At 57.3% G+C, this 22437-nt stretch carries 27 protein-coding genes and 3 tRNA genes; 12 read left to right on the top strand and 18 right to left on the bottom strand.

Features of this window, described 5'->3' with window-relative positions; translation table 11 throughout:
* Position 1: 1 nt before the first annotated feature.
* From CLU80_RS00310 to CLU80_RS00290, 5 genes are all read right to left on the bottom strand, one after another.
* Complete coding sequence (locus CLU80_RS00310; protein WP_093430971.1) at positions 2 to 1024, bottom strand: ABC transporter permease; 1023 nt, start codon at positions 1022 to 1024, stop codon at positions 2 to 4.
* On the bottom strand, positions 1024 to 2085 hold the full coding sequence (locus CLU80_RS00305; RefSeq protein WP_034154280.1) for a microcin C ABC transporter permease YejB: 1062 nt from the start codon (positions 2083 to 2085) through the stop codon (positions 1024 to 1026). Before CLU80_RS00305 ends, CLU80_RS00310 begins: the two co-directional genes overlap by 1 nt.
* Positions 2085 to 3953 carry an extracellular solute-binding protein gene (locus CLU80_RS00300; protein ID WP_093430974.1) on the bottom strand — a complete coding sequence of 623 codons (1869 nt, stop codon included), beginning with the start codon at positions 3951 to 3953 and terminating at the stop codon, positions 2085 to 2087. The genes CLU80_RS00305 and CLU80_RS00300 overlap by 1 nt, the downstream gene beginning before the upstream one ends.
* Before the next feature lie 133 nt (positions 3954 to 4086).
* Positions 4087 to 4368, bottom strand: a complete 282-nt coding sequence (locus CLU80_RS00295) for a peptidylprolyl isomerase (protein WP_007912303.1) — start codon at positions 4366 to 4368, stop codon at positions 4087 to 4089.
* 98 nt (positions 4369 to 4466) lie between these two features.
* Complete coding sequence (locus tag CLU80_RS00290; RefSeq protein ID WP_099759326.1) at positions 4467 to 5336, bottom strand: lipase family alpha/beta hydrolase; 870 nt, start codon at positions 5334 to 5336, stop codon at positions 4467 to 4469.
* 335 nt (positions 5337 to 5671) lie between these two features.
* Between CLU80_RS00290 and CLU80_RS00285 the strand changes: the two genes are divergently transcribed.
* A complete protein-coding gene (locus CLU80_RS00285) occupies positions 5672 to 6751 on the top strand; it encodes a hypothetical protein (RefSeq protein WP_099756427.1) in 1080 nt (359 codons plus the stop codon).
* 54 nt (positions 6752 to 6805) lie between these two features.
* Here CLU80_RS00285 and CLU80_RS00280 read toward each other — a convergent pair whose 3' ends face one another.
* Complete coding sequence (locus tag CLU80_RS00280) at positions 6806 to 7882, bottom strand: 3-deoxy-7-phosphoheptulonate synthase (RefSeq protein WP_099756426.1); 1077 nt, start codon at positions 7880 to 7882, stop codon at positions 6806 to 6808.
* Positions 7883 to 8615: 733 nt separating this feature from the next.
* Between CLU80_RS00280 and CLU80_RS00275 the strand changes: the two genes are divergently transcribed.
* The 7 genes from CLU80_RS00275 (at position 8616) to CLU80_RS00245 (ending at position 12787) form a co-directional block, all read left to right on the top strand.
* Positions 8616 to 9059, top strand: a complete 444-nt coding sequence (locus CLU80_RS00275) for a GNAT family N-acetyltransferase (RefSeq protein ID WP_099756425.1) — start codon at positions 8616 to 8618, stop codon at positions 9057 to 9059.
* A gap of 127 nt (positions 9060 to 9186) precedes the next feature.
* Positions 9187 to 9828: a response regulator transcription factor GacA gene (gene gacA, locus CLU80_RS00270; RefSeq protein ID WP_016984198.1), complete on the top strand. Its 642-nt coding sequence runs from the start codon at positions 9187 to 9189 to the stop codon at positions 9826 to 9828.
* A gap of 2 nt (positions 9829 to 9830) precedes the next feature.
* Entirely contained in the window at positions 9831 to 11654 is a 1824-nt protein-coding gene (gene uvrC / locus CLU80_RS00265) for an excinuclease ABC subunit UvrC (protein WP_093430986.1), read from the top strand.
* Between the two features lie 32 nt (positions 11655 to 11686).
* Entirely contained in the window at positions 11687 to 12247 is a 561-nt protein-coding gene (gene pgsA / locus CLU80_RS00260; protein ID WP_007950102.1) for a CDP-diacylglycerol--glycerol-3-phosphate 3-phosphatidyltransferase, read from the top strand.
* Between the two features lie 60 nt (positions 12248 to 12307).
* Positions 12308 to 12383 (top strand) — tRNA-Gly (locus CLU80_RS00255).
* Between the two features lie 47 nt (positions 12384 to 12430).
* Positions 12431 to 12504: transfer RNA gene (locus tag CLU80_RS00250), tRNA-Cys, on the top strand.
* Between the two features lie 196 nt (positions 12505 to 12700).
* Positions 12701 to 12787 (top strand) — tRNA-Leu (locus CLU80_RS00245).
* Positions 12788 to 12869: 82 nt separating this feature from the next.
* Here CLU80_RS00245 and CLU80_RS00240 read toward each other — a convergent pair.
* From CLU80_RS00240 to CLU80_RS00210, 7 genes are all read right to left on the bottom strand, one after another.
* Positions 12870 to 13901 (bottom strand): tyrosine-type recombinase/integrase, encoded by a 1032-nt coding sequence (locus tag CLU80_RS00240; RefSeq protein WP_099756424.1) that lies wholly within the window; start codon positions 13899 to 13901, stop codon positions 12870 to 12872.
* Between the two features lies 1 nt (position 13902).
* On the bottom strand, positions 13903 to 14109 hold the full coding sequence (locus CLU80_RS00235; RefSeq protein ID WP_056785291.1) for a DUF4224 domain-containing protein: 207 nt from the start codon (positions 14107 to 14109) through the stop codon (positions 13903 to 13905).
* Positions 14110 to 14158: 49 nt separating this feature from the next.
* Positions 14159 to 14593, bottom strand: a complete 435-nt coding sequence (locus CLU80_RS00230; RefSeq protein ID WP_099756423.1) for a hypothetical protein — start codon at positions 14591 to 14593, stop codon at positions 14159 to 14161.
* Between the two features lie 48 nt (positions 14594 to 14641).
* A complete protein-coding gene (locus CLU80_RS00225; RefSeq protein WP_099756422.1) occupies positions 14642 to 14959 on the bottom strand; it encodes a hypothetical protein in 318 nt (105 codons plus the stop codon).
* Positions 14956 to 16089, bottom strand: a complete 1134-nt coding sequence (locus CLU80_RS00220) for a DNA-methyltransferase (RefSeq protein WP_099756421.1) — start codon at positions 16087 to 16089, stop codon at positions 14956 to 14958. The genes CLU80_RS00225 and CLU80_RS00220 overlap by 4 nt, the downstream gene beginning before the upstream one ends.
* 49 nt (positions 16090 to 16138) lie before the next feature.
* Entirely contained in the window at positions 16139 to 16414 is a 276-nt protein-coding gene (locus CLU80_RS00215; protein ID WP_099756420.1) for a hypothetical protein, read from the bottom strand.
* A 73-nt stretch (positions 16415 to 16487) separates the two neighbouring features.
* The gene (locus CLU80_RS00210; protein ID WP_099756419.1) at positions 16488 to 17354 is read right to left on the bottom strand and encodes an ASCH domain-containing protein; all 867 of its coding nucleotides are present in this window, start codon (positions 17352 to 17354) and stop codon (positions 16488 to 16490) included.
* Positions 17355 to 17459: 105 nt separating this feature from the next.
* On the opposite strand from CLU80_RS00210, the gene CLU80_RS00205 reads away from it, so the two are divergent.
* Positions 17460 to 17738 (top strand): hypothetical protein, encoded by a 279-nt coding sequence (locus CLU80_RS00205; RefSeq protein WP_099756418.1) that lies wholly within the window; start codon positions 17460 to 17462, stop codon positions 17736 to 17738.
* An 18-nt stretch (positions 17739 to 17756) separates the two neighbouring features.
* Here CLU80_RS00205 and CLU80_RS00200 read toward each other — a convergent pair whose 3' ends face one another.
* The gene (locus tag CLU80_RS00200) at positions 17757 to 18152 is read right to left on the bottom strand and encodes a hypothetical protein (RefSeq protein ID WP_099756417.1); all 396 of its coding nucleotides are present in this window, start codon (positions 18150 to 18152) and stop codon (positions 17757 to 17759) included.
* A 217-nt stretch (positions 18153 to 18369) separates the two neighbouring features.
* Complete coding sequence (locus CLU80_RS00195) at positions 18370 to 19293, bottom strand: DNA cytosine methyltransferase (RefSeq protein ID WP_099756416.1); 924 nt, start codon at positions 19291 to 19293, stop codon at positions 18370 to 18372.
* Between the two features lie 48 nt (positions 19294 to 19341).
* Between CLU80_RS00195 and CLU80_RS00190 the strand changes: the two genes are divergently transcribed.
* The 3 genes from CLU80_RS00190 to CLU80_RS00180 all read left to right on the top strand — a co-directional run bounded on the left by CLU80_RS00190 (position 19342) and on the right by CLU80_RS00180 (position 21321).
* Positions 19342 to 20016, top strand: coding sequence for a hypothetical protein (locus CLU80_RS00190; RefSeq protein WP_099756415.1), 675 nt, complete (start codon positions 19342 to 19344; stop codon positions 20014 to 20016).
* A gap of 238 nt (positions 20017 to 20254) precedes the next feature.
* Positions 20255 to 20608: a hypothetical protein gene (locus CLU80_RS00185; RefSeq protein WP_286079683.1), complete on the top strand. Its 354-nt coding sequence runs from the start codon at positions 20255 to 20257 to the stop codon at positions 20606 to 20608.
* Positions 20609 to 20688: 80 nt separating this feature from the next.
* Positions 20689 to 21321: a hypothetical protein gene (locus CLU80_RS00180; RefSeq protein ID WP_099756413.1), complete on the top strand. Its 633-nt coding sequence runs from the start codon at positions 20689 to 20691 to the stop codon at positions 21319 to 21321.
* Positions 21322 to 21347: 26 nt separating this feature from the next.
* Here CLU80_RS00180 and CLU80_RS00175 read toward each other — a convergent pair whose 3' ends face one another.
* From CLU80_RS00175 to CLU80_RS00165, 3 genes are all read right to left on the bottom strand, one after another.
* Positions 21348 to 21656 carry a hypothetical protein gene (locus CLU80_RS00175; protein WP_099756412.1) on the bottom strand — a complete coding sequence of 103 codons (309 nt, stop codon included), beginning with the start codon at positions 21654 to 21656 and terminating at the stop codon, positions 21348 to 21350.
* A gap of 75 nt (positions 21657 to 21731) precedes the next feature.
* Positions 21732 to 22196 (bottom strand): hypothetical protein, encoded by a 465-nt coding sequence (locus tag CLU80_RS00170; protein ID WP_095047620.1) that lies wholly within the window; start codon positions 22194 to 22196, stop codon positions 21732 to 21734.
* A complete protein-coding gene (locus CLU80_RS00165) occupies positions 22193 to 22435 on the bottom strand; it encodes a hypothetical protein (RefSeq protein WP_099756411.1) in 243 nt (80 codons plus the stop codon). The genes CLU80_RS00170 and CLU80_RS00165 overlap by 4 nt, the downstream gene beginning before the upstream one ends.
* Between the last annotated feature and the right edge of the window lie 2 nt (positions 22436 to 22437).

The following is a 22437-nucleotide window of genomic DNA, read 5'->3' as shown; positions in this document are numbered from 1 at the left end:
TTCAGGATCGAGGGTCGAACGCGTCACGCAACGCTTCGCCGATGAACACCAATAAAGAAAGAATCAGCGCCAGGGTGAAAAACGCCGTCAGCCCGAGCCACGGTGCTTGCAGATTCTGTTTGCCCTGACCGATCAACTCACCCAGCGAGGCGCTGCCGGCGGGCATGCCGAAACCGAGAAAATCCAGCGCGGTGAGGGTGGAAATCGCCCCGGTCAGAATGAACGGCAAGTAGCTCAATGTTGCATTCATGGCGTTGGGCAGAATGTGCCGGAAGATCACCTTGCGATCGCTCAGGCCCAGCGCTCGGGCGGCTTTGACGTACTCCAGATTACGTCCGCGCAGGAACTCGGCGCGCACCACATCCACCAGCGCCAGCCATGAGAACAGCGCCATGATCCCCAGCAGCCACCAGAAATTCGGCTCGACGAAACCGGAGAGGATGATCAACAGGTACAACACCGGCAGCCCCGACCAGACTTCCAGCAAGCGCTGCCCGAGCAAATCGACCCAGCCACCGTAGTAGCCCTGCAATGCCCCAGCGGCGATGCCGATCAGAGCGCTGACAAAGGTCAGCATCAAGGCAAACAGAATCGACACCCGAGCACCGAAAATCACCCGCGCGAGCACGTCTCGTGCCTGATCATCAGTGCCCAGCCAGTTGACCGCCGTCGGCGGGCTCGGCGCCGGTTTGTTGAGGTCGTAGTTCGGTGTGTCGTCACTGAACGGAATCGGCGGGAACAGCAGCCAGCCACCGTCCTTGCGAATCAGGTTCTGCACATAGTCGCTGCGGTAATCGGCCTGGAACGGCAGCTGTCCGCCGAACTCCTGCTCGGTGTGGCGCTTGAACACCGGGAAGTACCACTGGTCCTGATAGCTGACGACCAGAGGCTTGTCGTTGGCGATCAACTCACCGCCCAGTGTCACCACAAACAGGCCGATAAACAGCCATAACGACCACCAGCCACGACGGTTTTTCTTGAAGCGCTCGAAGCGCCGGCGGCCCAGAGGCGAGAGCTTGAACATCAGGCATTCCTCGCGGCGAAGTCGATGCGCGGGTCGACCAGCGTGTAGCACAGGTCACCCACCAGTTTTATCAGCAGGCCGAAGAGGGTAAAGATGAACAGCGAACCAAACACCACCGGATAGTCCCGCGAAACTGCTGCTTCGTAGCTCATACGCCCAAGACCATCGAGGGAGAAGATCACTTCGATCAGCAAGGAACCGGCGAAGAACACACTGATGAATGCCTGAGGAATGCCGGACACCACCAGCAGCATCGCGTTGCGGAACACATGGCCGTACAGCACGCGACGCTCGCTCAGGCCTTTGGCGCGCGCGGTCACCACATACTGGCGGGTGATTTCATTGAGAAACGAGTTCTTGGTCAGGATCGTCAGCGTGGCGAAACCGCCGATCACCAGCGCCGTGACCGGCAGCACCAGGTGCCAGAAGTAGTCAGCGATTTTGCCGAGGGTCGACAGCGATTCGAAGTTGTCCGACACCAGGCCACGCACCGGAAACCAGTTCAGCGACGTGCCGCCGGCAAACACCACGATCAGGAACATCGCAAACAGAAACGCCGGCATCGCGTAGCCGATGATGATCGCCGTGCTGCTCCAGATATCGAAATGACTGCCATGGTGCACGGCCTTGCGGATCCCCAGCGGGATCGACACCAGATAGGTGATCAGTGTCGCCCATAGCCCGAGGGAAATGGTCACCGGCATTTTTTCCAGGATCAGGTCGGTGACTGTCGCGCCACGGAAAAAGCTTTTGCCGAAATCCAGTTGTGCGTAGTTCTTCAGCATCAGCCACAAACGTTCATGGGCCGGTTTGTCGAAGCCGTACTGTTTTTCGATGTCCTTGATCAGTTGCGGATCGAGGCCGCGACTGGCGCGGGAAGTACCGCTCATGGTTTCGCTGGCGCCGCCGCCGACACTGGCGCCGCCGATCCCTTGCAGGTGAGCGATGGCCTGTTCCACCGGACCGCCGGGCGCGGCCTGGATAATCACGAAATTGACCAGCAGGATGATCACCAGCGTCGGGATGATCAGCAGCAGGCGCCGCAGTATGTAACCCCACATCAGTGCGGCCCTCCGGGTCTGCCACGGGCAATTTTTTCCGCGGTCATCTGCTGATTGGTCAGCGGTGTGCTGCTGATTTCCCACCAGCTCTCGATGGCTTCGTCATTGCTGGCTTGCACCGACGGAATGCCGAAACGGTTCCACCACACGGTCGAGGTGCCCGGTGGATAGTAGTTGGGAATCCAGTAGTAATTCCATTGCAGGACCCGGTCCAGGGCGTGCGCGTAATGCAGCATGTCGGACTGGGTGGAGGCGCGGATCAGGCCGTTGATCAACGTATCCACGGCAGGATTTTTCAACACCATGTAGTTGTTCGCGCCTGGGTCGTTGGCCGACGCGGAGGCGAAGTAATTGAGCAATTCGCCCCCCGGCGAGGTGCTGACCGGGTAGCCGGTGACGATCATGTCGTAGTCGCGGCTCATCAGGCGATTGACGTATTGCGAGGAGTCGATACGGCGGATGTTCAGATCGATGCCGATCTGTTTCAGCGTGCGCTTGTACGGCAGCAGCAAGCGATCCATGCCGTTCTGGCTGACCAGGAAGGTGAAGCTCAGTGGTTCGCCCTGGGCGTTCACCAACTGATCGCCATCCGGTTTCCAGCCCGCCTGTTCGAGCAGTTCGAGGGCCTGCAACTGTTTGTCACGGATGACACCGCTGCCATCGGTTTTCGGCGCCTCGAAGACTTTAGTGAAAACCTCTTCGGGAACCTGGCCGCGCAGCGGTTCGAGGATTTTCAGTTCCTGCGCATCGGGCAGTTCGCTTGCCGCCAGTTGCGTGTTGGAAAAGTAGCTCTGCTGGCGGATATACATACCGCGCATCATCTGCCGGTTGCTCCACTCGAAGTCCCACAGCATGGCCAGTGCCTGGCGTACGCGGCGATCGGCGAACATGGGTTTCTGCAGATTGAACACAAAGCCTTGGGCCGACTGGGGAGCCTCGGTGGCCAGATGCGCCTTTTGCAAACGCCCATCGCTTAGTGCCGGGCTGTCGTAGCCGATTGAATAGCCGGTGGCCGAGAACTCGCGGTTGTAGTCATAGGCGCCACCGCGCAGCACTTGGCGGGCGACGTCGGTATCACCGAAGTACTCGATGCTGAAATGATCGAAATTGTACAAGCCACGACTGACCGGCAGATCCTTGCCCCACCAGTCGGCGTTGCGTTCAAACGTGATACTGCGCCCCGAATCGACCTTGCCGACTCGATACGGGCCGCTGCCCAAGGGGGCTTCATAACCGCCGCCGCCGGCGAAATCGCGACTCTTCCACCAATGCTCGGGGAATACCGGCAGGGTCGCGATGTCCAGTGGCAGAGTGCGGTTTTCATTACTCTTGAAATCGAAGCGCACGGTTAGCGGCGCTTCGACTTCGACGCCTTTGACGTCGGCAAACTGGGTGCGATAACGCAGGCTGCCCTGGGTCATCAATAAATCGTAGGTGTAACGCACGTCTTCGGCGGTGATCGCTTTGCCGTCGGCGAAGCGTGCCTTGGGATTGATGTAGAAGCGCAGCGACAGACCATCGTCCGAGCGTTCCATCTTTTGCGCGACCAGACCGTAGACCGTGTAAGGCTCGTCGAGCGAACGCTGGGCCAGCGGCGAATAGAGCAAGCCATCGATCTGAGTGACGCCGATGCCTTTGTCTATATAAGGAAGGACATGGTCGAAGTGGCCGATCTCGATGGCCGAGCGACGCATTGTCCCGCCCTTTGGCGCTTGCAGGTTGGTGTAGTCGAAATGACTGAAACCGGCAGGATACTTGGCAGGCTCGCCATAAACGGTCAACGCGTGTTGCGGTGCAGCGTTTGCGCCGGTGGCGCCCGTTAACAGGGCGAGGGCGGTGAGCATCAATGTGGGGAAAACCAGTCGCATTGTCAGCCTTGGAACCGGGAAATCGATAAGCGCAAGTTGTACGCGAGAGGCGCGTCAGTCGCCAGCCGTATATGTAACTGAAACACAACGGCCCACCAGAAGGCGGGCCGTTGGCAAGCAATCAGGCGACGGATCAGTCCTGACGGCTGGTGACTTCCAGCAGGTGGTAACCGAACTGGGTTTTTACCGGACCTTGCACGACGTTGATTGGCGCGCTGAAGACCACGGTGTCGAATTCCTTGACCATCTGGCCAGGACCGAACGAACCCAGATCACCGCCCTGACGGCTCGATGGGCAGGTGGAGTTGGCCTTGGCAACTTCGGCGAAATCAGCGCCACCTTCGATCTGGGCCTTGAGTTCGTTGCACTTGTCTTCGCTGGAAACCAGGATGTGGCGGGCAGTGGCTTTAGCCATGGGGAAACTCTCCAATCTATTTCAGTAAAAGTGTGGAGCCTACCGGATTCAGTGGGCGAATTCTCGGCAAAGTTCCGTTCGATTGTCCGTGGCCTTGATCAGAGATTCGCGGCTTGCAAACGTTCAGCATGTTCGACGTACAGCTCAATCGGGTCGGGCAGTGCGGTTGCCGTGCTGGCCGTGCGGCGCAGGCTGCCCAGATGGTCCAGCGGGTAGTCGGAGCGGATCACTTGCCCCAAGTGAGAACTGAAGCGGCCAACGAAGCCGTCATTCTGCTGCGTTTCGGTCATGAAGTACTGCGATAACGCGTGGCAAATGCTTTGGGTTGGATCGAGTGTCGACGGGCTGTTGGCCGGCAGGACGCCGCTCCATGAGTAATAGCGTACGCCGTTGACCTGTTCCGGGCCTTGTCCGCCCCAAGTGCTGGGCAATCCCTGCGGAAACTTGTCGTTGAACTCGCCTACGCCTTCGGTCGTCAGTGCATTGAGCGCCGCCAGTGCGTTCTGCGGCAAGGTGACACTGCCACTGAGCAACGATAGAAAATCGGCAAATAGCGTCGCTACATTTTGCGCGACGACCTCCGGCAGTCGCCCGGGTATCAGGGCCTTACGCAGAAAGTCGGCCAGTTCCGAACCGTGATTCGGGCCGCTGACAGAGGTTACGGAAGCGACGGCGTGTGGCGCGAGCGCCGCAGCGTATCGAGCAGCCAGTGCTCCCTGACTGTGTCCTATGAGGTTGACTTTGTCTGCACCTGTGCCTCGCAAGACACGATCAATCTGTGCAAGTAATTGTTCACCCCTGGTTTCGTTTTTATGGGTGGCAGAAAGGTGCGGAACAAACACTCGGCTGCCGGCCGTTTTCAGAGCGTCCTTTACGTCATGGAACAGCTCGAAGTGACCGATGCGCTCGAATCCGAACAGGCCATGTACCAACAGGACGGGATAGCGAGTTGAAGCATTCCGTTGCATGTTCTTACCTTTTTCGCAGAAGTTCATCGGGGAATCCGGAGGCCACTCTAAAACACTCATCCCGTTGAAGAAGTAAGAAGGGGCTTCTCTTGGCCGTTGAATCTGGACTAGTGGCTGTACGAATTTTCAGATACTTATGAAATCCGAATCGGAAGTTGAGGACATCTTTCGCTCGGTTGATGGCGTTTTTGCGTAGTTTGCCTACCCGGTGGGAGGCCTTTGCCGGATGTTCGCGGCGGCTGAGGCTGACATCGAAAGTGTGCGCAATAGCGTTCAATGTTGGCTGTCGACGCCGCCCATGAAAGCGGCGTTCTTTCCAAGGAATGGAGCCACTAATGCACACGCACGAAGTCGAGTTTTGCTACCGGATGCGCCACCCCGCCAGCCCCAGTGTTTCGAACGAACTGCTGCCAGCGGCAACCGTTGATAGTCTGAAGGGGGCGGTGCTTGATCCATCGCTGGGCAAGGTCGTTGTCCGTATTGCTCCTTATGCAAACATGAGCTGCGGCGATCAGTTGCTCTTGAGTTGGGACGGTCTGGACATAGAGGGCTTTGCTTATCAGCATGAAATGGTTCGCTATATCAGCGAAGCCCAGGTCGGCAAAGACATCGTTTTCGTGATCAAAGGCCTGCACATTGCTGCACTGGATGGCGGTTCGCTGGCGGTCTACTGGAAACTGCTCAGTGCGCGCTCGGTTGAGCCGGCGGTGTCTGCCCGTGTGCATTTGTCCGTGGGGGATGTCCGGCCACAGTTGCTTGCGCCGATTGTCGAGGGGGCGATCGGAGGGGCGCTGGATCCGGCGCGGGTGCCGGACGGCACGCTTATCGTGCTGCAGCCTTATGCCCGAATGGCGGCGGGGGATCGAGTCACGTTGCTGTGGGGCGCTGACGCATTGTCCGCAACGTTCAGCGACAGCTTGAAGGTCGAAACCTTTGCTGTCGCAGACGTACTGTCATTCTGGGTTGAAGGGGCGCACATCGCTGCTCATCTCGGCGGCGAGGTGGTGGTGCGCTATCAGGTCGAGCAGGCGGGCGGAGTCATTCGCGAGTCCGAGGCGGCAAGAATTCTCGTTACCCCGTTCCTGCGGGGAGAGCTTGAGGCTCCCGATGTACTTGAAGCTGAAGACGGCGTGCTGTTGAAAGAGGACTCCGTCGATGGCGTCACCATCGTGATCGGTAATGCCCGGACGCAGGAAGGCGAGTTGGTCTATCTCAAGTGCGACGGGGAACTGTTCAATCATCGGGATGACCGTGAAATCACTCGGGAGACGGCGGGGAAGCCGCTGATCTTCATTGTGCCGCACCGATTCTGGCGTGAGCACCATGGCACGACCGTGCGGGTGGCCTACACGGTTGAACGTCTGGACGATGTCAGTCAGACGTCTGCGGCCACACAGGTGCGAGTGGAGGGGTAACGCGGCGTGACCAGCCCTGCGGTTTGCAATAAATCCGCGGGGCTGGCCGGATAATCAGCCTTTTGTCTGTGTACTGAGGCGTTGAGAGGCGTCCAGCAGCAAACGCTCCGTTGCGCTGAAACCGAGGCAGCCATCGGTAATCGAAACCCCGTAACGCAGGGATTCGCTCAGCGGCTGGCAGCCCTCGAACAGGTGAGACTCGATCATCATGCCGATCAGAGAACGGTCACCTTGCAGGCGTTGCTCAAGCACTTCGTTGAAGACGCCAGGCTGGCGTAGCGGGTCCTTGCCACTGTTGGCGTGGCTGCAATCGACCATGATCCGGCTCGGAATCTTCAGGCGATCCAGGTCGGCATGGATTTTGGCCACACTCTCGCGATCATGGTTCGGCCCTTTATGGCCGCCGCGCAGAACGAGGTGGGTGTCGGGGTTGCCTGGCGTTTGAATGATGGCTGGATGGCCCTGACTATCGACGCCGAAATGCCGGTGCGGATGGGCTGCCGAACGCATGGCGTCAACTGCAATGGCGGCACCGCCGTCGGTGCCGTTCTTGAAGCCGACGGGCATGCCCAATCCGCTGGCCATCTCCCGATGGATCTGCGATTCAGTGGTACGCGCGCCAATGGCCACCCAGCTCAACAGATCATCGAAGTAACCGGCAGCCATGGGTTGCAGCAGCTCGGTGGCCACCGGCAGGCCGAGGCGGATCATTTCCAGCATCAGCTCACGCGAAAGCGTAAGGCCGCCAGCCATGTCATCACTGCCATCCAGATGCGGGTCGTAGGCCAGACCTTTCCAGCCGACCGTGGTGCGCGGTTTTTCGACATAGGCTCGCATCACCAACAGCATTTCGCCGCTGACTTCTTCAGCCAGTCGAGCGAGCTTGCCAGCGTATTCGAGTGCGGATTGCGGATCATGGATAGAGCAGGGCCCGACGATGACCAGCAGGCGCTGATCCTGGCCGTTGAGAATGGCGCGAACCGCCTGACGGTGGGCGGTGACTTGCTGACTCAAGGCATTGCTCAGGGGCAATTGCTGTTTGAGTTGCAACGAGCTGGGCAGACGCAGAGTCAATGCTTCGTTGGCAGGATTCAGAGTGGACAGCGGCAGAGCAGAAACGGACGAGTTCATATTCGGTCTTCCTGGGCTGGCGGCGGGTTCTCCCGCTCGCTCGGCCCTACTGGGGTGTTCGACAATTGGCCGTATTGGCTACGTGTGTGTGCTTGCCACCTGTAGGTGACCGATCGGAGGCGGCAGGCTGTCCCGAGCGGAAGCTGGTAAATCGCCAGGCGTTAAAGCTGTCGTAACGGTAATAAGTGGCGTAGTTCATTTCGTGAATCCTCAAAGTGTCTGGTGTGTTGCTTAAAAGGTTGGGGCTGAAAAAACAAAACCCCCGGTCGGGAGGCCGACCGGGGGTTGAGAATTCTCTGGTAGGCGACCCGTTGTTATGGGCGCCGTTTGGGTATCAGGCGCGCCAGTGGCTAAACCAATACCCAAAATAAAAGCTGACCGGAGCGCAAACGTCATTCACCCGGGCAGCCGCAACCGAGCGCAAGGCGCTGGCGGTACGAAGCTGTGAGAGGGCGTTGAACATGGTCTGTCTCCAATGAATGGGCCGAGCTTACTAGAGGGCGATACGCCTCAGCAATCAGAAATTGCTATCGCGTAATCAACAAAACATCTATTGCTAGCGTCGCGCTGGAGTTGTGACATTCTGCACTTCGCTTGATGACCAAGGATGAACCGTGTCGACACAAAACATTGCTGCTGCTCAGTCTCTGCTCATTGCCGATGATCTGTTGGTCAAGGCCGAGCGCGTCGTGGGTGCGTGGCTGGGGCGAATTGTTCCTGTTGTGCAAGCCTGATGACATTCCACTTACGATTGGCGGTTCCAGAAGATCTGGCGTTTGCCCGTGATCTTACCTGTCAGAACATGCTGCGCTACTACATTCGCCATGACCTGCCATGGCAGGACGAAGCGTTCGACGTGGCATGGTTGGGGCGGCAAAACTGGCTGATAGTGAAGGGTGATGTGCCAGTGGGCTTTCTCAGTCTCAGTCGGGATATGCGCGCGCTGTACATTCGTGAACTGCAGGTTGCTGAAACGCATCAGGGGCAGGGCGCTGGTTCTTGGGCGATCGATCAGGTTATCGACATGGTCCGCAAAGAAAGACGCCCGGCTCTACGCCTGACCGTATTTGAAAATAATCCGGCGAGAAACTTGTATGAGAGAAAAGGACTACAGGTTCAGGGCGCGGACGAGTGTTTTCTGCGAATGCAGCTTGATATCAGTACACATGTGCTCTGAAACCCACGGCCGGCAAGCCTTCAATGATGAATTGAAACTTTTTAAATGACGCTTTCCGCTAGGTCTGCGTGGCACTTTTTGCTAAGGTGTCCGGCATCCCAATATGACCATATCGCGAGGTGTCTGCTTGATTAGGGTGCTAGTGGTCGATGACCATGATCTCGTTCGTACAGGCATTACACGTATGCTGGCCGATATCGATGGCTTGCAGGTGGTTGGCCAGGCCGAATCCGGGGAAGAGTCCCTGATCAAGGCCCGAGAGTTGAAGCCCGATGTGGTGCTGATGGACGTCAAGATGCCTGGCATCGGCGGCCTGGAAGCCACGCGCAAACTGTTGCGCAGTCATCCGGATATCAAGGTGGTCGCGGTCACGGTGTGTGAGGAGGATCCTTTCCCGACACGCTTGTTGCAGGCCGGTGCTGCGGGTTATCTGACCAAGGGCGCGGGTTTGCCGGAAATGGTCCAGGCGATTCGCCTGGTATTTGCCGGCCAACGCTATATCAGTCCGCAGATTGCCCAGCAATTGGCGATCAAATCCTTCCAGCCCTCCAACGACTCTCCCTTCGATGCCTTGTCCGAGCGCGAAATTCAGATCGCCTTGATGATTGTCGGCTGTCAGAAGGTTCAGATCATTTCCGACAAATTGTGCCTGTCGCCGAAAACCGTGAACACCTACCGCTATCGTATTTTCGAGAAGCTTTCGATCAGCAGCGATGTCGAGTTGACCCTGTTGGCGGTTCGTCACGGCATGGTTGATGCCAGCCTCTGACCATGACTGAAACATTCGATTCCGGCGCGTTTCTGTCGACAGTCAGCGGGCGCCCAGGCGTCTATCGCATGTTCGACAGCGATGCACGCCTGTTGTACGTGGGCAAGGCCAAGAACCTGAAAAAACGCCTGGCCAGCTACTTTCGCAAAACCGGCCTGGCGCCGAAGACTGCCGCGTTGGTGGGGCGCATTGCGCAGGTCGAAACGACCATCACCGCCAACGAAACCGAAGCGCTGCTGCTTGAGCAGACGCTGATCAAGGAGTGGCGGCCGCCGTACAATATCCTGCTGCGCGACGACAAATCCTATCCCTATGTGTTTCTGTCCGACGGCCAGTTTCCGCGCCTGAGCATTCATCGCGGAGCCAAAAAGGCCAAGGGCAAGTACTTCGGTCCCTATCCGAGTGCCGGCGCCATACGTGAAAGCCTGAGTCTGCTGCAAAAGACCTTCTTCGTTCGGCAGTGTGAGGACAGCTACTACAAGAACCGTACCCGTCCATGTCTGCAGTATCAGATCAAGCGCTGCAAGGCGCCTTGCGTGGGGCTGGTCGAGCCTGACGTGTATGCCGAAGACGTGCGCCACTCGGTCATGTTTCTTGAGGGGCGCAGTCACGCGCTGACCAACGAGCTGTCCACGGCGATGGAGGAGGCGGCGATCAACCTGGAGTTCGAACGAGCCGCCGAGTTGCGTGACCAGATCGCGCTGCTGCGCAGGGTTCAGGATCAACAAAGCATGGAAGGCGGCACAGGGGACATCGATGTCATCGCGGCATTCGTCAACCCGGGTGGCGCCTGCGTGCACCTGATCAGTGTGCGTGGCGGGCGCGTGTTGGGGAGCAAGAATTTCTTTCCGCAAGTCGGCATCGAGGAGGACGTGTCGGAAGTCATGGCCGCGTTTCTTGGCCAGTATTTCATCAGCAGCCCTGAGCGCGATTTGCCGAGCGAACTGATCGTCAACGTGGTGCATGAAGATTTTCCAACGTTGATCGAAGCGATCCATGAGTTGCGTGGTCGCGAGCTTGCCATCAGTCACCGGGTGCGCGGTACGCGGGCACGCTGGCAGCAACTGGCCGTCACCAACGCCGAGCAGGCGTTGGGCGCACGCCTGGCCAACCGCCAACACACCGCCGCGCGCTTTGAAGCCTTGGCCGAAGTGTTGAATCTCGATGAACCGCCGCAGCGCCTGGAATGCTACGACATCAGCCATTCCAGCGGTGAGGCGACGGTTGCTTCCTGTGTGGTCTTTGGCCCGGAAGGCGCGATCAAGTCGGACTACCGGCGCTATAACATCGAAGGGGTCACGGCGGGTGACGACTATGCCGCCATGCATCAGGCCTTGACGCGACGCTTCAGCAAACTCAAGGAAGGCGAGGGCAAGTTGCCAGACATCTTGCTGGTGGACGGTGGCAAGGGCCAGCTGTCGATGGCTCGCGATGTTCTCAACGAGTTGGCCGTACCAGATCTGATTCTGCTCGGTGTTGCCAAAGGCGCTACTCGCAAGGCGGGCTTCGAAACGTTGTATCTGAATGATGCGGCGCATGAGTTCACCTTGCGTGGCGACTCGCCGGCGCTGCACTTGATTCAACAGATTCGCGATGAGGCGCACCGCTTCGCGATTACCGGACACCGCGCACGCCGAGGCAAAACCCGCCGTACGTCAACGCTGGAAGGCGTTGCCGGCGTTGGGCCGACCCGACGTCGCGACTTGTTGAAACATTTTGGTGGATTGCAGGAGCTGACTCGTGCAAGCATCGAAGAGATCGCCAAAGCCCCGGGGATCAGTAAAAAGCTCGCAGAGTCGATTTATGCGAACCTGCATAGCGAGTAGAATGCCCCTTCACCTCGTAGCCAGTTGTGCCGATGAATATCCCTAATCTGATTACCGTTCTACGCGTCCTGCTCATTCCGATCTTCATTTTGCTGTTCTATCTGCCTTATCAGTGGAGTTACATGGCCTCCGCCTCGGTGTTTGCCTTTGCGGCAGCGACGGATTGGCTGGACGGTTATCTGGCTCGCCGTCTGGAGCAAAGCACTCCGTTCGGGGCGTTTCTCGATCCGGTAGCCGACAAACTCATGGTTGCGGTGGCACTGGTGCTGCTGGTTCAAGAACACGGCAATCTCTGGCTCACTCTTCCGGCTGCTGTCATCATCGGTCGCGAGATTGTGGTGTCGGCATTGCGTGAATGGATGGCCGAGCTCGGTGCTCGTGCCCACGTAGCCGTTTCAAATCTGGGCAAGTGGAAAACTGCGGCGCAGATGCTTGCGCTGGTCATTTTATTGGCCAACCCGAAGGACTTCAGTTTCTGGGTTATCTTGGGTTATGCCTTGCTGATGGTCTCTGCCGGCCTGACCTTGTGGTCGATGGTGCAGTACCTGCGCGCCGCCTGGCCGCACCTGAAGACTGATGTTGAAAAGAAATAAAACTTTTTTGAATCAAGGGGTTGACGGAGCTTCTTAATTCTATAGAATGCGCATCACCAAGCGGGAATAGCTCAGTTGGTAGAGCACGACCTTGCCAAGGTCGGGGTCGCGAGTTCGAGTCTCGTTTCCCGCTCCAAGTTTGTACAGTGTTTGTTGTTGTGCTACTGACAGCAGATACTTTGAGGCCGAGTAGCAAAATGGTTATGCAGTGGATTGCAAATCCACCTACGCCGGTTCGATTCCGACCTCGGCCTCCACTATAAATAAGCTCCGTAGATCCATGATTTACGGAGCTTTTTTATTTGCAAAGTACCGCAAGATTTAGTCTTGAAAAACGGTCATTGCAAACTTGCTTCACCGGGAAGTGATGTATATATTTCCCGCACTGTTGTTCAAGGCTGGATCCTGTCAGGATCGCGACTGGGCAGCAGAAGACAGCAGCACCGCGCTACCGCCCGAATGGCGAAACTGGTAGACGCATGGGACTTAAAATCCCCCGCTCGTAAGGGCGTGCCGGTTCGATTCCGGCTTCGGGCACCATCTTAAATCAAGGGTTTGCGGGCGAAAGCCGATGCAAGCCCTTGTTTGTTTCCGGTCCGCAATTTCGGACTTGGTCCGCAATTCACTTGGTAGGCATTACCTTTTTGCCTTTTCGATTGCGGATGTATTGCTCGGTCATAACCACCGTCGTATGCCCAAGTTGATCTCTGGCTTGCAAGATATCACCACTGGATTCTGCCTTATCGGTACCCGCCTTGGCGCGCAAGTCGCGCATCTGAAACTCAGCTTTCGGCACGCCGGCCGCCTCCCTGGCCAAGTCGAATCTCCTGCGCAACATCGCCACCGTCATCGGTGTGCCGTCCTCTGTAACGATCAGCCGCGTCGAGCGGACCTTGTGTTCTGACTTCCGGGACATGATTCGATCAATCAAAACCTTCAGCTCCCCAGTTATCTCGATCCGACGCTTCGCCTTTGTTTTGCTCTGCAGAACCCAAATCTGCCCGTCGCGCACGTCGCGCTCGTCCATCAGCCGGGTATCGGTCACCCGTTGCCCGGTCAGATAGGCGAGATCCATTGCGTCTTGCAGGCCCACATCTGCCTTGTCGTGCACGCGCTTGAACAGCGCATCTTCGACATAGGTGTCCCGGCCGGTTTCTTTGTTTCCCTTGATGCCCGCGCAAGGGTTGGCCAGCGATGTGTAGCCTTTATCCCGGGCGTAATTCCATATTGCGCTGAGCAGCGCCTTCTCGCGATTTGCCCTCACCGGCGCAGATTTGCGCCAAGTGAGGTACTGGCGCACGTGCAATGGCTCGATCGTTTCCAGCGGTGCCGGTGGATCGTCAAAGAAAGCGATCAGGTTTTTCAGCTCGCGCTTGTTGTCAGCCTGGGTAGCTGTTCCTTTGGTTGGGACGATGTCGACCATGTATTTTTCGGCAACGTAACGGAACGTGATGACCTTGGCGACCAGGTCAGTTGCGGTGCGATCACGCTCAAGCTTCGCGTACTCCATGATCGCCAAGCCGTAGTCGCTGCCCAGCGGAATTTCTTTGCGGTCCTTGCCGCCGGTGTCGTAGTAATAGAACACCCGGCCGCTGGCTTTCTTGCGTTCCCGCAGCCTGGCGATCGAGCCGGGTTTGCTTGGTCGTCTTCCCATGTCAGCTGGCCTTACGTGATTTCCATACGGGCTTTTCAGATTCAAATGCGCCGACGGCGGTGACCGCCATCGCGGTGACGCTCGGCCAGCCGTTCACTTTAATCGTATGGCGGACGCCGTTCTTTTTCAGGTTGAGGATCTGTCCTGCCTTGGTCCGCGCGCCGGTGAGCTCGCAAACCTCCTCGTGAGATAGAAACTGGATGGTCATGTGATGCTCCATGCCGCGCGTGGCGGCAGAAGGTGGTGGTGGGGTGGCGTTATTCGTCTTCGTCAGGATCGAAGTCGTCTTCGCCGTCATGGCTGACGCTGATCGGCAGTTTCCCGAGGCGCTCAAGGGCGAGCACGAGACCGATCCGCAATCCCTTGGCCATGTCTTTTGTCAGAGCGATCTCGACAGGGTCGTCAATGCCGAGCTGAAGCGTCACGCCTTCCCTTGCGTTGTCGCTGATGACCTCCAGCTGTACGGCCTGTCGCTTGTGCCAAGCCAGTAACGACTCGATCATTTCGCCGACGTCCTGCGGGGCGTTCACCGATCCCTCCAGCGCGCCGGTGACCAGCTTCTTCAGTTCCGCCTTCTCTTCTTCGGCGCGTTCGAGCTGATCATCTGCAGCGAAGGGGCCGCCAACCATTGACCAGCTGCTGGCGAACACTTGGGCCTGGTCCATGATGGCTTTGATATTTTTCTCAGACATACGAATACCTCGCCCGCCGTACACCGGCAGGCTGTTGAGTGGTTGGGGTTATTGCTGGATCAGTTCGGCGGGGACCTTCACTGCGGCGCCGCACCTGGCAAACACCACGGAGCGGAACACTGCGATGGTCCGGGTTTCGCCGGTCTGGCGGTTGAACGGGTCGTTGGTCATGTCGGCCAGCCACCGGTGCCGGTGGCCAACATCGACCCAGACGCCGTACTTCGTGATCAGCTGCTCGGCGTCAGGTAAGGCGAAGAGATCCATCTGACCGGTGCCGGGCTGCTGATCACCCTCGATCGCGTTGATTGCCCAGTCCAGTGCCGGGCCGGCCAGATCCTCGGTGCGGACGCTGACCAGGCGGTTCATCCCGACACCGCCTTCGCGTCGTGAAACACGTCCATCTGCGCTGCGCCGTCGAGCCATGCCGCGTCAATCCGGCGCCGAGCCATTGCGGCGTATTCGGGATTAAGCTCGCAGATGATCGAACGGCGACCTTCCTGCATCGACACCAGCGAAGTGGTACCTGCGCCACCGAACGGGTCCAGCACCACACCGCCGCGCGGGGCGCCGGCGAGAACACAAGGGCGGATCAGGTCGGGCGGGAAGGTGGCGAAGTGGGCGTCCTTGAAACTATGGGTCGCCACAGTCCACACGCTGCGCTTGTTCCTCGTTGCCGTGTCCCAAGTGCTTTCCTTTCGGTCTGGTCGGTGCGTGCCTTTGTTCTGCCCCGGGATCACCTGCTCTCGCTTCGAATCCTCTCGCTTGAAACTATCGCGCCGTGCACGCTCCGCGCCTTCCTTGTGAAAAGCTCCGTGGCCACCGTCGCCGGTTGAGGTATCCCAGCCGGTCGGCACCGTTGCCCGCGGCTTCGTCACTGCGTCGAACCCGTGACCGAAACCGACGCCGGTTGGCGTGGCGCCATAAATCGCCGGCTCGCGTATCGCCTCCATGTCGCAGTGGTACCGACGAGACTTGCTGAGCAGGAAGATGTATTCGTGGGCTTTAGTGCACCGATCGCGCGTCGACTCCGGCATCGGGTTCGGTTTGTGCCAGATGATGTCTTGACGCAGATACCAGCCGTCGTCCTGCAGCGCGAAGGCCAGTCGCCACGGCATGCCCATCATATCCTTGTGCTTGAACCCTTCCGGGATCTGACTCGACCGCCGGGCATTTGCTGTGCGTACAGCAACGTGAGGCGCGTCCGTGTTGTGACCGCCAAAGCCAACTGGCCCGTTCGGTTTGCTGGCGTAGCTGTCACCCATGTTCACCCACGCCGTGCCATCGTCGCGGAGTACTCGGCGAACTTCGCGGAACACCTCGACAAGGCGAGCGATGAAGTCGGCCGGGGTTTGCTCTAAACCGATCTGCCCGTTGACGCCGTAATCCCGCAACCCGAAGTAGGGCGGGCTGGTAATGCATGTTTGAACTGACTGGTCTGGCAGAGTCCGCATCATGTCAATGCAGTCGCCGACCAGAATGCGGTGTTGTTCGGTCATCGCCACGGCCCCTTGTAGATGAGGTAGGCCATGTAGAGCGGGGCGAAGATCATAGTAGGTGCGCTCCTGCTTCGAGTAGGCCGTCGCGGTCTTGGCGCAGTGCTTCGTTCTCGGCGATCAGTGCCAGCACTGCGGCAGGGTTGGCGGCGGCGATGAATTTCAGCGCGGCGTAATAGTCGTGCTCTTGAACGTCATGGCCTGCATCAGCATCCAGCAGATGCCTGGTGTAGCCGTCATCCTTGAAATAAAGGGAATCGTTTTCAACAATCCACGGGCCAGTCGGCGCGGACTCTGCTAAATATTTCAGCTTTGAATGGTCGCTCATCCGATCACCGCCTTTATGGTCAGTACCAATGGAAGCCAGAAGAAGAGGGTGCAGCCGAGTGCGCACTTGGTGATCATGGCGTCACCCGCTTGAACTCGACGACCCAGACCCACGGGTTGGCGTCCCAGTCGCCGCCGGTGGAGTTCCACAACTCCTTCCAGGCCGCCGGGTACCAGTCTCGGTAATTCGGTGAAACGTCATCGCTTGCCAGCTCCGGCGGACACTGCAGGCCTTCCGCCCGGATATCTGCGCGACTGATGTCCTGCAAGCGCTCGACGCGGACGGCTGTGATCTCCAGCAGGATGCGGCATGCAGCACGCGGCATGTGAATGCTGGGCTTATACTTCAAGCCGAAGTCTTTCCTTGCCTCGTCGCTGTGTGACCCAGGGGGGCAGTCGGCAGCGTAGGCGTATCGCTGGAGCGGGCCGTCCGGGTCTGGGCGATGCTCGACACTGGTGCCGCGCAGATCGATGAAAGTCTCGCGCACCCACAGCCGATCACCTTGCCGCCCGTACGGGCAACCCCCGTACATTGCCAGTTCAGCCGCGCATTCCTCCTCAGTCGCACCGAATGCAGCGAACCCCCAGCGCGGATGGTCTTGAACCACGGCGATCCACTTATTCTCGGGGTAATCGGATTTGCTGAGGCTCGGGATCTGATTCCCTTTGATCGGTCGCCGAGTGACTGTCTTTTGACCCGACAAGATCGCGCGGACCATCGCACCGTTGAAAAGGATTGGGCGCTCTTTGTGGAATGGCTCCGGCGCCGGGCGCGGCTTGGCCATTTTCGCCTGACACCGTTTGCAGCTTACAAAGTCGCGGTTGTGGGTGCCGTCCCACTGCTTTTCGGTTTCTTCGTTCAGTCCGCATGCGGAGAGCGCCCAGCGCTCGTTATCGTGAGTGCACCCTGATTCGACGATCAGGTGGTTTTTTCTGGGCATGACTTCGTCCTTGCCGCTATAGCGGCTGACTTTGAAGGGGGAGGGAGTAGAGGTTTTTGATGCTACGGCTACTATCGATATGAATCGGTTATAGCGGTGGCCCAGATGCTCAACGAGTCAGATAAAGTAGGACACACGTTCAAGCGGGCGTTTTTCCGGGTTGATGGCGTGACGATGTATTTTTTTTGGGCTATTTGGCTCGGGCTAACTATCTGGGCGTTTTTTGATCCGGCTCCTTTAAGAATGGCCGCTTGGGCTCTTTTTATGATCGGCCTGGTGAGTCCCTTTCTCTACATCCTGCTTGGTGTAATGCGCTCACCTGGCTTGTTGACGGCGCTCATCATCATTTTCTTCAATGTTAGATTCCTCTCGCTCTTCTTCTGATTTTGAAGGGGGAGAGAGTTACTTCGACTTTTGGCGGATGGCGCGAACGGCGGCGTCATATTCGAGCGGATCGCCGTTCGGGTATTTCTCGATGATTGCCCGCAGGCGATCGCGCTCGGCATCGGATGGCTTGGCGGTCAGCTCATCAATCCGCTGATCCGCTGCGTTCAGGCGCTGCTGCAGGGCGTCACGCTCGGCAGTGAGTCGCGCAACCTCACTCTCAGCTGTCGCCAGTTTGGTGTCGCGCTGGTATTCGTCAAAACGCCGCTGCGCTTCATCGTCGCCGCTCAAGCACCCGCACCGATGAGGGTGTGCCGTGTAATCGATATGGCACAGGCGGTCAGGATATGGCTTTGGCTCGGCGTCGACCGCTAATTTCGGCAGCGGCTCGGCCGGTTTGTTTTCTGTGGGCATGGGGCGTCCTATGCCGGGGCATGCCCGGGCGGTGGAGGGGGAGGAGGAGGTTTGAAGCCACATATATTGGTAGGGCGAATTCTCTCCTACCTTTTGTGGAGACTTCCCTCTAATGAAAGGCTTTCTTGCTAATTTGATGTACCAAGTACTTGTTGAGCTTCTCAGCCAGATGCTGATGCATATTGCTGATTGGTTGTCGGCTTTGCCGTGGCCTTGACTACGCCGCAGCTTTCAGCGCCTCGATGATCCGTTGCCCGGCGAGCGGCGGAACGGCATTGCCCGCCATATGCATGGTCAGTCGGTGGTTATCGGGCCGTAGTGTGTCGGCAGGAAAGGACATGGCAGCAAGCGCCTCGTTTGCTGAGAGCATCCGCATCTCATCCCCGCGAACGAGCGCCCATCGATCCAGCGTAGTGATGGTGCCGATCGGCCGGTTGATGTCTCGACCGGTCAGCCCTGAGCCTTTGCCGTAGTAGGGCATGATGAATTGATCGCCGAAGCGCTCTCGCCCGTTGCGTACACGGTCGAGGGTTGCCTGTGCGCGTCCGGGCTTCTCGATTGGAGACCAACGGCCGGAGTCGAACTGGAGGAAGCTGGCGGCGGGAACGTGCTGGCGCCGGTGCAACTCGAGCATCAGCGGCGATTTGCTTCGGGTACAGACCAGGAACAGGCGCACGCGGTGCTGTGGAACGCCGAGATCGGCGCAGTCGACTACGTGCGGCGCGATCATGTAGCCCAATGCTGCCATGGCCTGCGACCAGGCTGGATACAGCGCCCAGTCTGTGAACTCTTCGACGTTTTCGACCAGCACCACTTCCGGCTTGTGGTACTCGGCGGCGGACACAACCGCCCATGCTGTAGAGCGGGATGCGTCGTGCTGTGCATTGCCTGACTTCTTGCCGCGCGCCTTCGAGTGTCCCTGGCAGCAGGGGGACGCGAGCATGATGTCGTGAGCGGGGACCTTCGACCAATCCGCCTGGTGCAAGTCCTGACAGATGTGAATCGCTTCTGGATGGTTGGCGCTGTGCCATTCCACGGCGACCGGCCAGTGGTTGGCCGCCCAGATTACTTCAATGCCTGCATTGCGGGCACCGGTGGACCATCCGCCGAGACCGGCGAACAAATCGATTGCTGTGGGCATATGGATATCTCACGGGTATAGTTCGGCGAAAAGATGGAAGGGTTTTCCATGAAAATGGACAGAGTTGTTTTTTGTGGTTGCTTTGGTCTGTTTGCTGCCGGTGGAATTTTCTTTCAAATATTCGATAAAACAATGAATGCTGAAATTCTCACCTTAATTCTGAGTTTTTTTTCAGCTGTTGGAACAGTGGGCGCTGTTGCTGTCGCGATGTTGCTGTCCCAAAGAACAGAAAATCGGATTAACAAATCTGAACTCGTGATTGCAGAATTGGAAGCCGCGCGCGTCTCACCACTGCTCGAATCTTTACTGAGAGAACTTGACTCAGCTCAGGCCTCATTCATGTTCAACGACGGTAATGAAGTGAGTCAGGACTTGTTAGAGAAGTTGTTATTTCTTGGTCGGCTTGCTAGCAGCATCGCACATGAGAGTCTCGTTCGAATGGCCTGCCTAGAGGAGAACTGCGCTCACCGCATTGCGAGAGGCCTAAGCTGCATACAAAATAATGTAGCTTTGGTCGACAGAATAAAGGCTGTCGGATGGGTTAATGTTCCACATATGCAGAAAATTTTCTGGTTTGGGCAACTGAATTCTTCTATCAATGACGCGAGAGACTTATTGATGGTTGCCAGTCGCATTTGTCATCGCACGTCTAACAAGGGTGCTCCATTGCCAACCGGTGAAGAAAAATATGGAAATCATCTAGAGCTTGACCATCTAGAGTGACACCTTTAATTCCGATTCCTGGAACCTAAAAGGTCACTGCTCCGTGATTCGTTGAAGTGGGGTATTTGTGTTCGGCCCGGCATGGGGGCCAACATTAAAAGGAGCAGCTATGTGTTGTGGGGAGATTTTGAACTGGGTTGAGGGGCACCCTGGACTCTCGTCATGGGTTCAGGCCTTCGGCTCTATTGCTGCGCTCGGCATTGCAATTTGGGTGGCTTCCTCACAGCGCCGAGCTCAAATGAAAGCAGATATAGAAAAGTCGAAACTCATGCTCAGCCTTGTGAAAACTTTGGCTGATCGCTCGCGCCGCGCTGTTGAATTTGGTAGCAAAGAAAGAATCAACCTTCTAGCAAGTCTCAACTTGATCAGAGGGCTGAGTCATAGTCTTGATAAAATTGACTTACCGCTACTGCCTTCGATTGAAGTAATCGATCCTATATGCACTCTGCGCGACTCACTCAGAGCCTTGGAAGCTGGTATGAGTGAGGCGGATAAGCAGCAGTATCTCCCAACATGGCTGACGTTGACCGAGGCCACGTTGTGGGTTGCACTGGTAGTTTCTTCTGCAAAGCAGATCGAGCAACTCAAATGATCGGGCGCCGCCCTCCGTGACCGGTGGTGGCAATTTGGTTTGGGTTGGGGTATTACGGGTGATCTGCAAGGGAGCAATGAATGATGGATATCAAAAAAAACAACAAAAGTCAGTTTGGGTTTTTAATTAACGTAGGGCTTGCAGTTATTTTTCTATTGCTGTTTTCACTTCTCTATTTTTACTCAACTATTTTTGATGGCGATGTATCAAGGAGGGCAGAAAGCTGGTCTGCATTTGGTTCTTTTTTTGGTGGTGTGTTTGGTCCTGTTATATCACTGGTTACGCTCTTCGCACTGTTGCGCACGATCCAGCTACAGAAAGAGTTGCTTGTCACACAGTCAACTGAGTTTGAGGCGCTTTCGTCTCTGCAATCTGAGCAGTTAAGCGAAACGAAGCTATCCGATTACAAAACTCATCAGTTGCAACTTCTTCATCAACAAACCGCCATGCTTGAGCAAATGCAGGATCGATATAATCGAGAAGCTGAGCGAGTTTTTTTGCATACAACCGAGTTTAACGGAACGAAAGCTGCCGCACTCCAAAATATGGATAAAGCGATAGCTGATAGTGAATATAAGATCAGCATGTTGATAAAGCTTTCCATAAAGGTTTCGTTGACTACTTACCAAACAATTGAGCAGATTAGAATTGATGTGTCAGAAGGCCTAAAATCTATCGATCCGTTATTCGTGGAAAGTGATATCGGCAATTAGCAGACTAAATCGGAAGTGGTTCATTGCTATTTTTCTGCTCCGGTCGCTGCGAACGCTTCAAGCTGCCGAGACCATTTATCGCTGATCACAATTTTCGGTCGCGACATACTCACGAAGCGCTCCGACTCAGCGGCAGGCGCTGCAGCTAGATTGATGATGAACGTCGACACCGTCTCCTGCCATTCCTCAAAGCCGTGACGCTCACCTAGGATGAGCAGAGCATCATCCAACGCTTTCGACACAATCAGCGATCGCTTCTCGGCGCCGATCCGATCGAGCAGCGCCTTCTCTTTGGCTCGCTTGTCCTTCTGCAATTGCGCATTGCTCTTGGCCATGGCCTACCTCTTCAATTCCGCTGGCCGGCAAGTCCAGCCAGGTCTGTCGTTTGCGTTGTTGGGTGCGAAAATGTCTCACGCTGCGACCTTCACCTGATGCCAGGCGCCGGCGGCGTAGAACAGCTTCGCGGCTTGGGCTTCGTCCATTGATATCTCATCCGGAATAGCGATCCAGCCTGACGCGACCAGATGGGTCGGGTTCGCGCTGTTGCGCAGCTCCAGGTAGTAATGCTCGATGGCGTCGGTAAGGCGCTCGACCTTGTAGATGCCCTCGGGCGATATCTCGACCGACTTGATGTACTCAGCGCCGCGCTCGTCGCGACACATGGCGCCGATGTAAATCGTCCAACGGTAGGAGAATTCGAAGATTGCGTTGGCGATCGCCAGACTGCGGATCTGCCGGCAGCTCTTCCAGTTCGCCATGATCTGGCTGCCGCTGGGGTCAATGTTCACCACCGCGACGTGGTTGGTGCGCAGCAGCGCCCGGCAACTGCGTTCGGCCCGGGCGAAACCGTTGTTGGGTTTGCGTTTCGACTTCATATCAAGTCCGCCATTTTTCGCAGAGCCTTGCGGTCGGCTGCCGATATCGGCTTCGGGCGCCGCTTGAGGACCGTTTCAGGGTCTACCCAGTCGCGCCGCGCTGGCCTTGGCTCCATGCGCGCTGGCGGCAACTCTTTGAAGCTGCCGCCGGGCCGCGTCCAGAAGTCAGCCATCGCAGCCGCGATTCGATCCGACTCAGTCTGCTTTTCACGAACTGCGTTTAGGTTGAGGCTGATCATGC

It is taken from the genome of Pseudomonas sp. 29, assembly GCF_002754355.1.
In the GTDB taxonomy this organism is placed as follows: Bacteria; Pseudomonadota; Gammaproteobacteria; order Pseudomonadales; family Pseudomonadaceae; genus Aquipseudomonas; species Aquipseudomonas neuropathica.
Note: the sequence above shows the minus strand (reverse complement) of the source record. Positions and strands in the feature narration are given on the sequence as shown.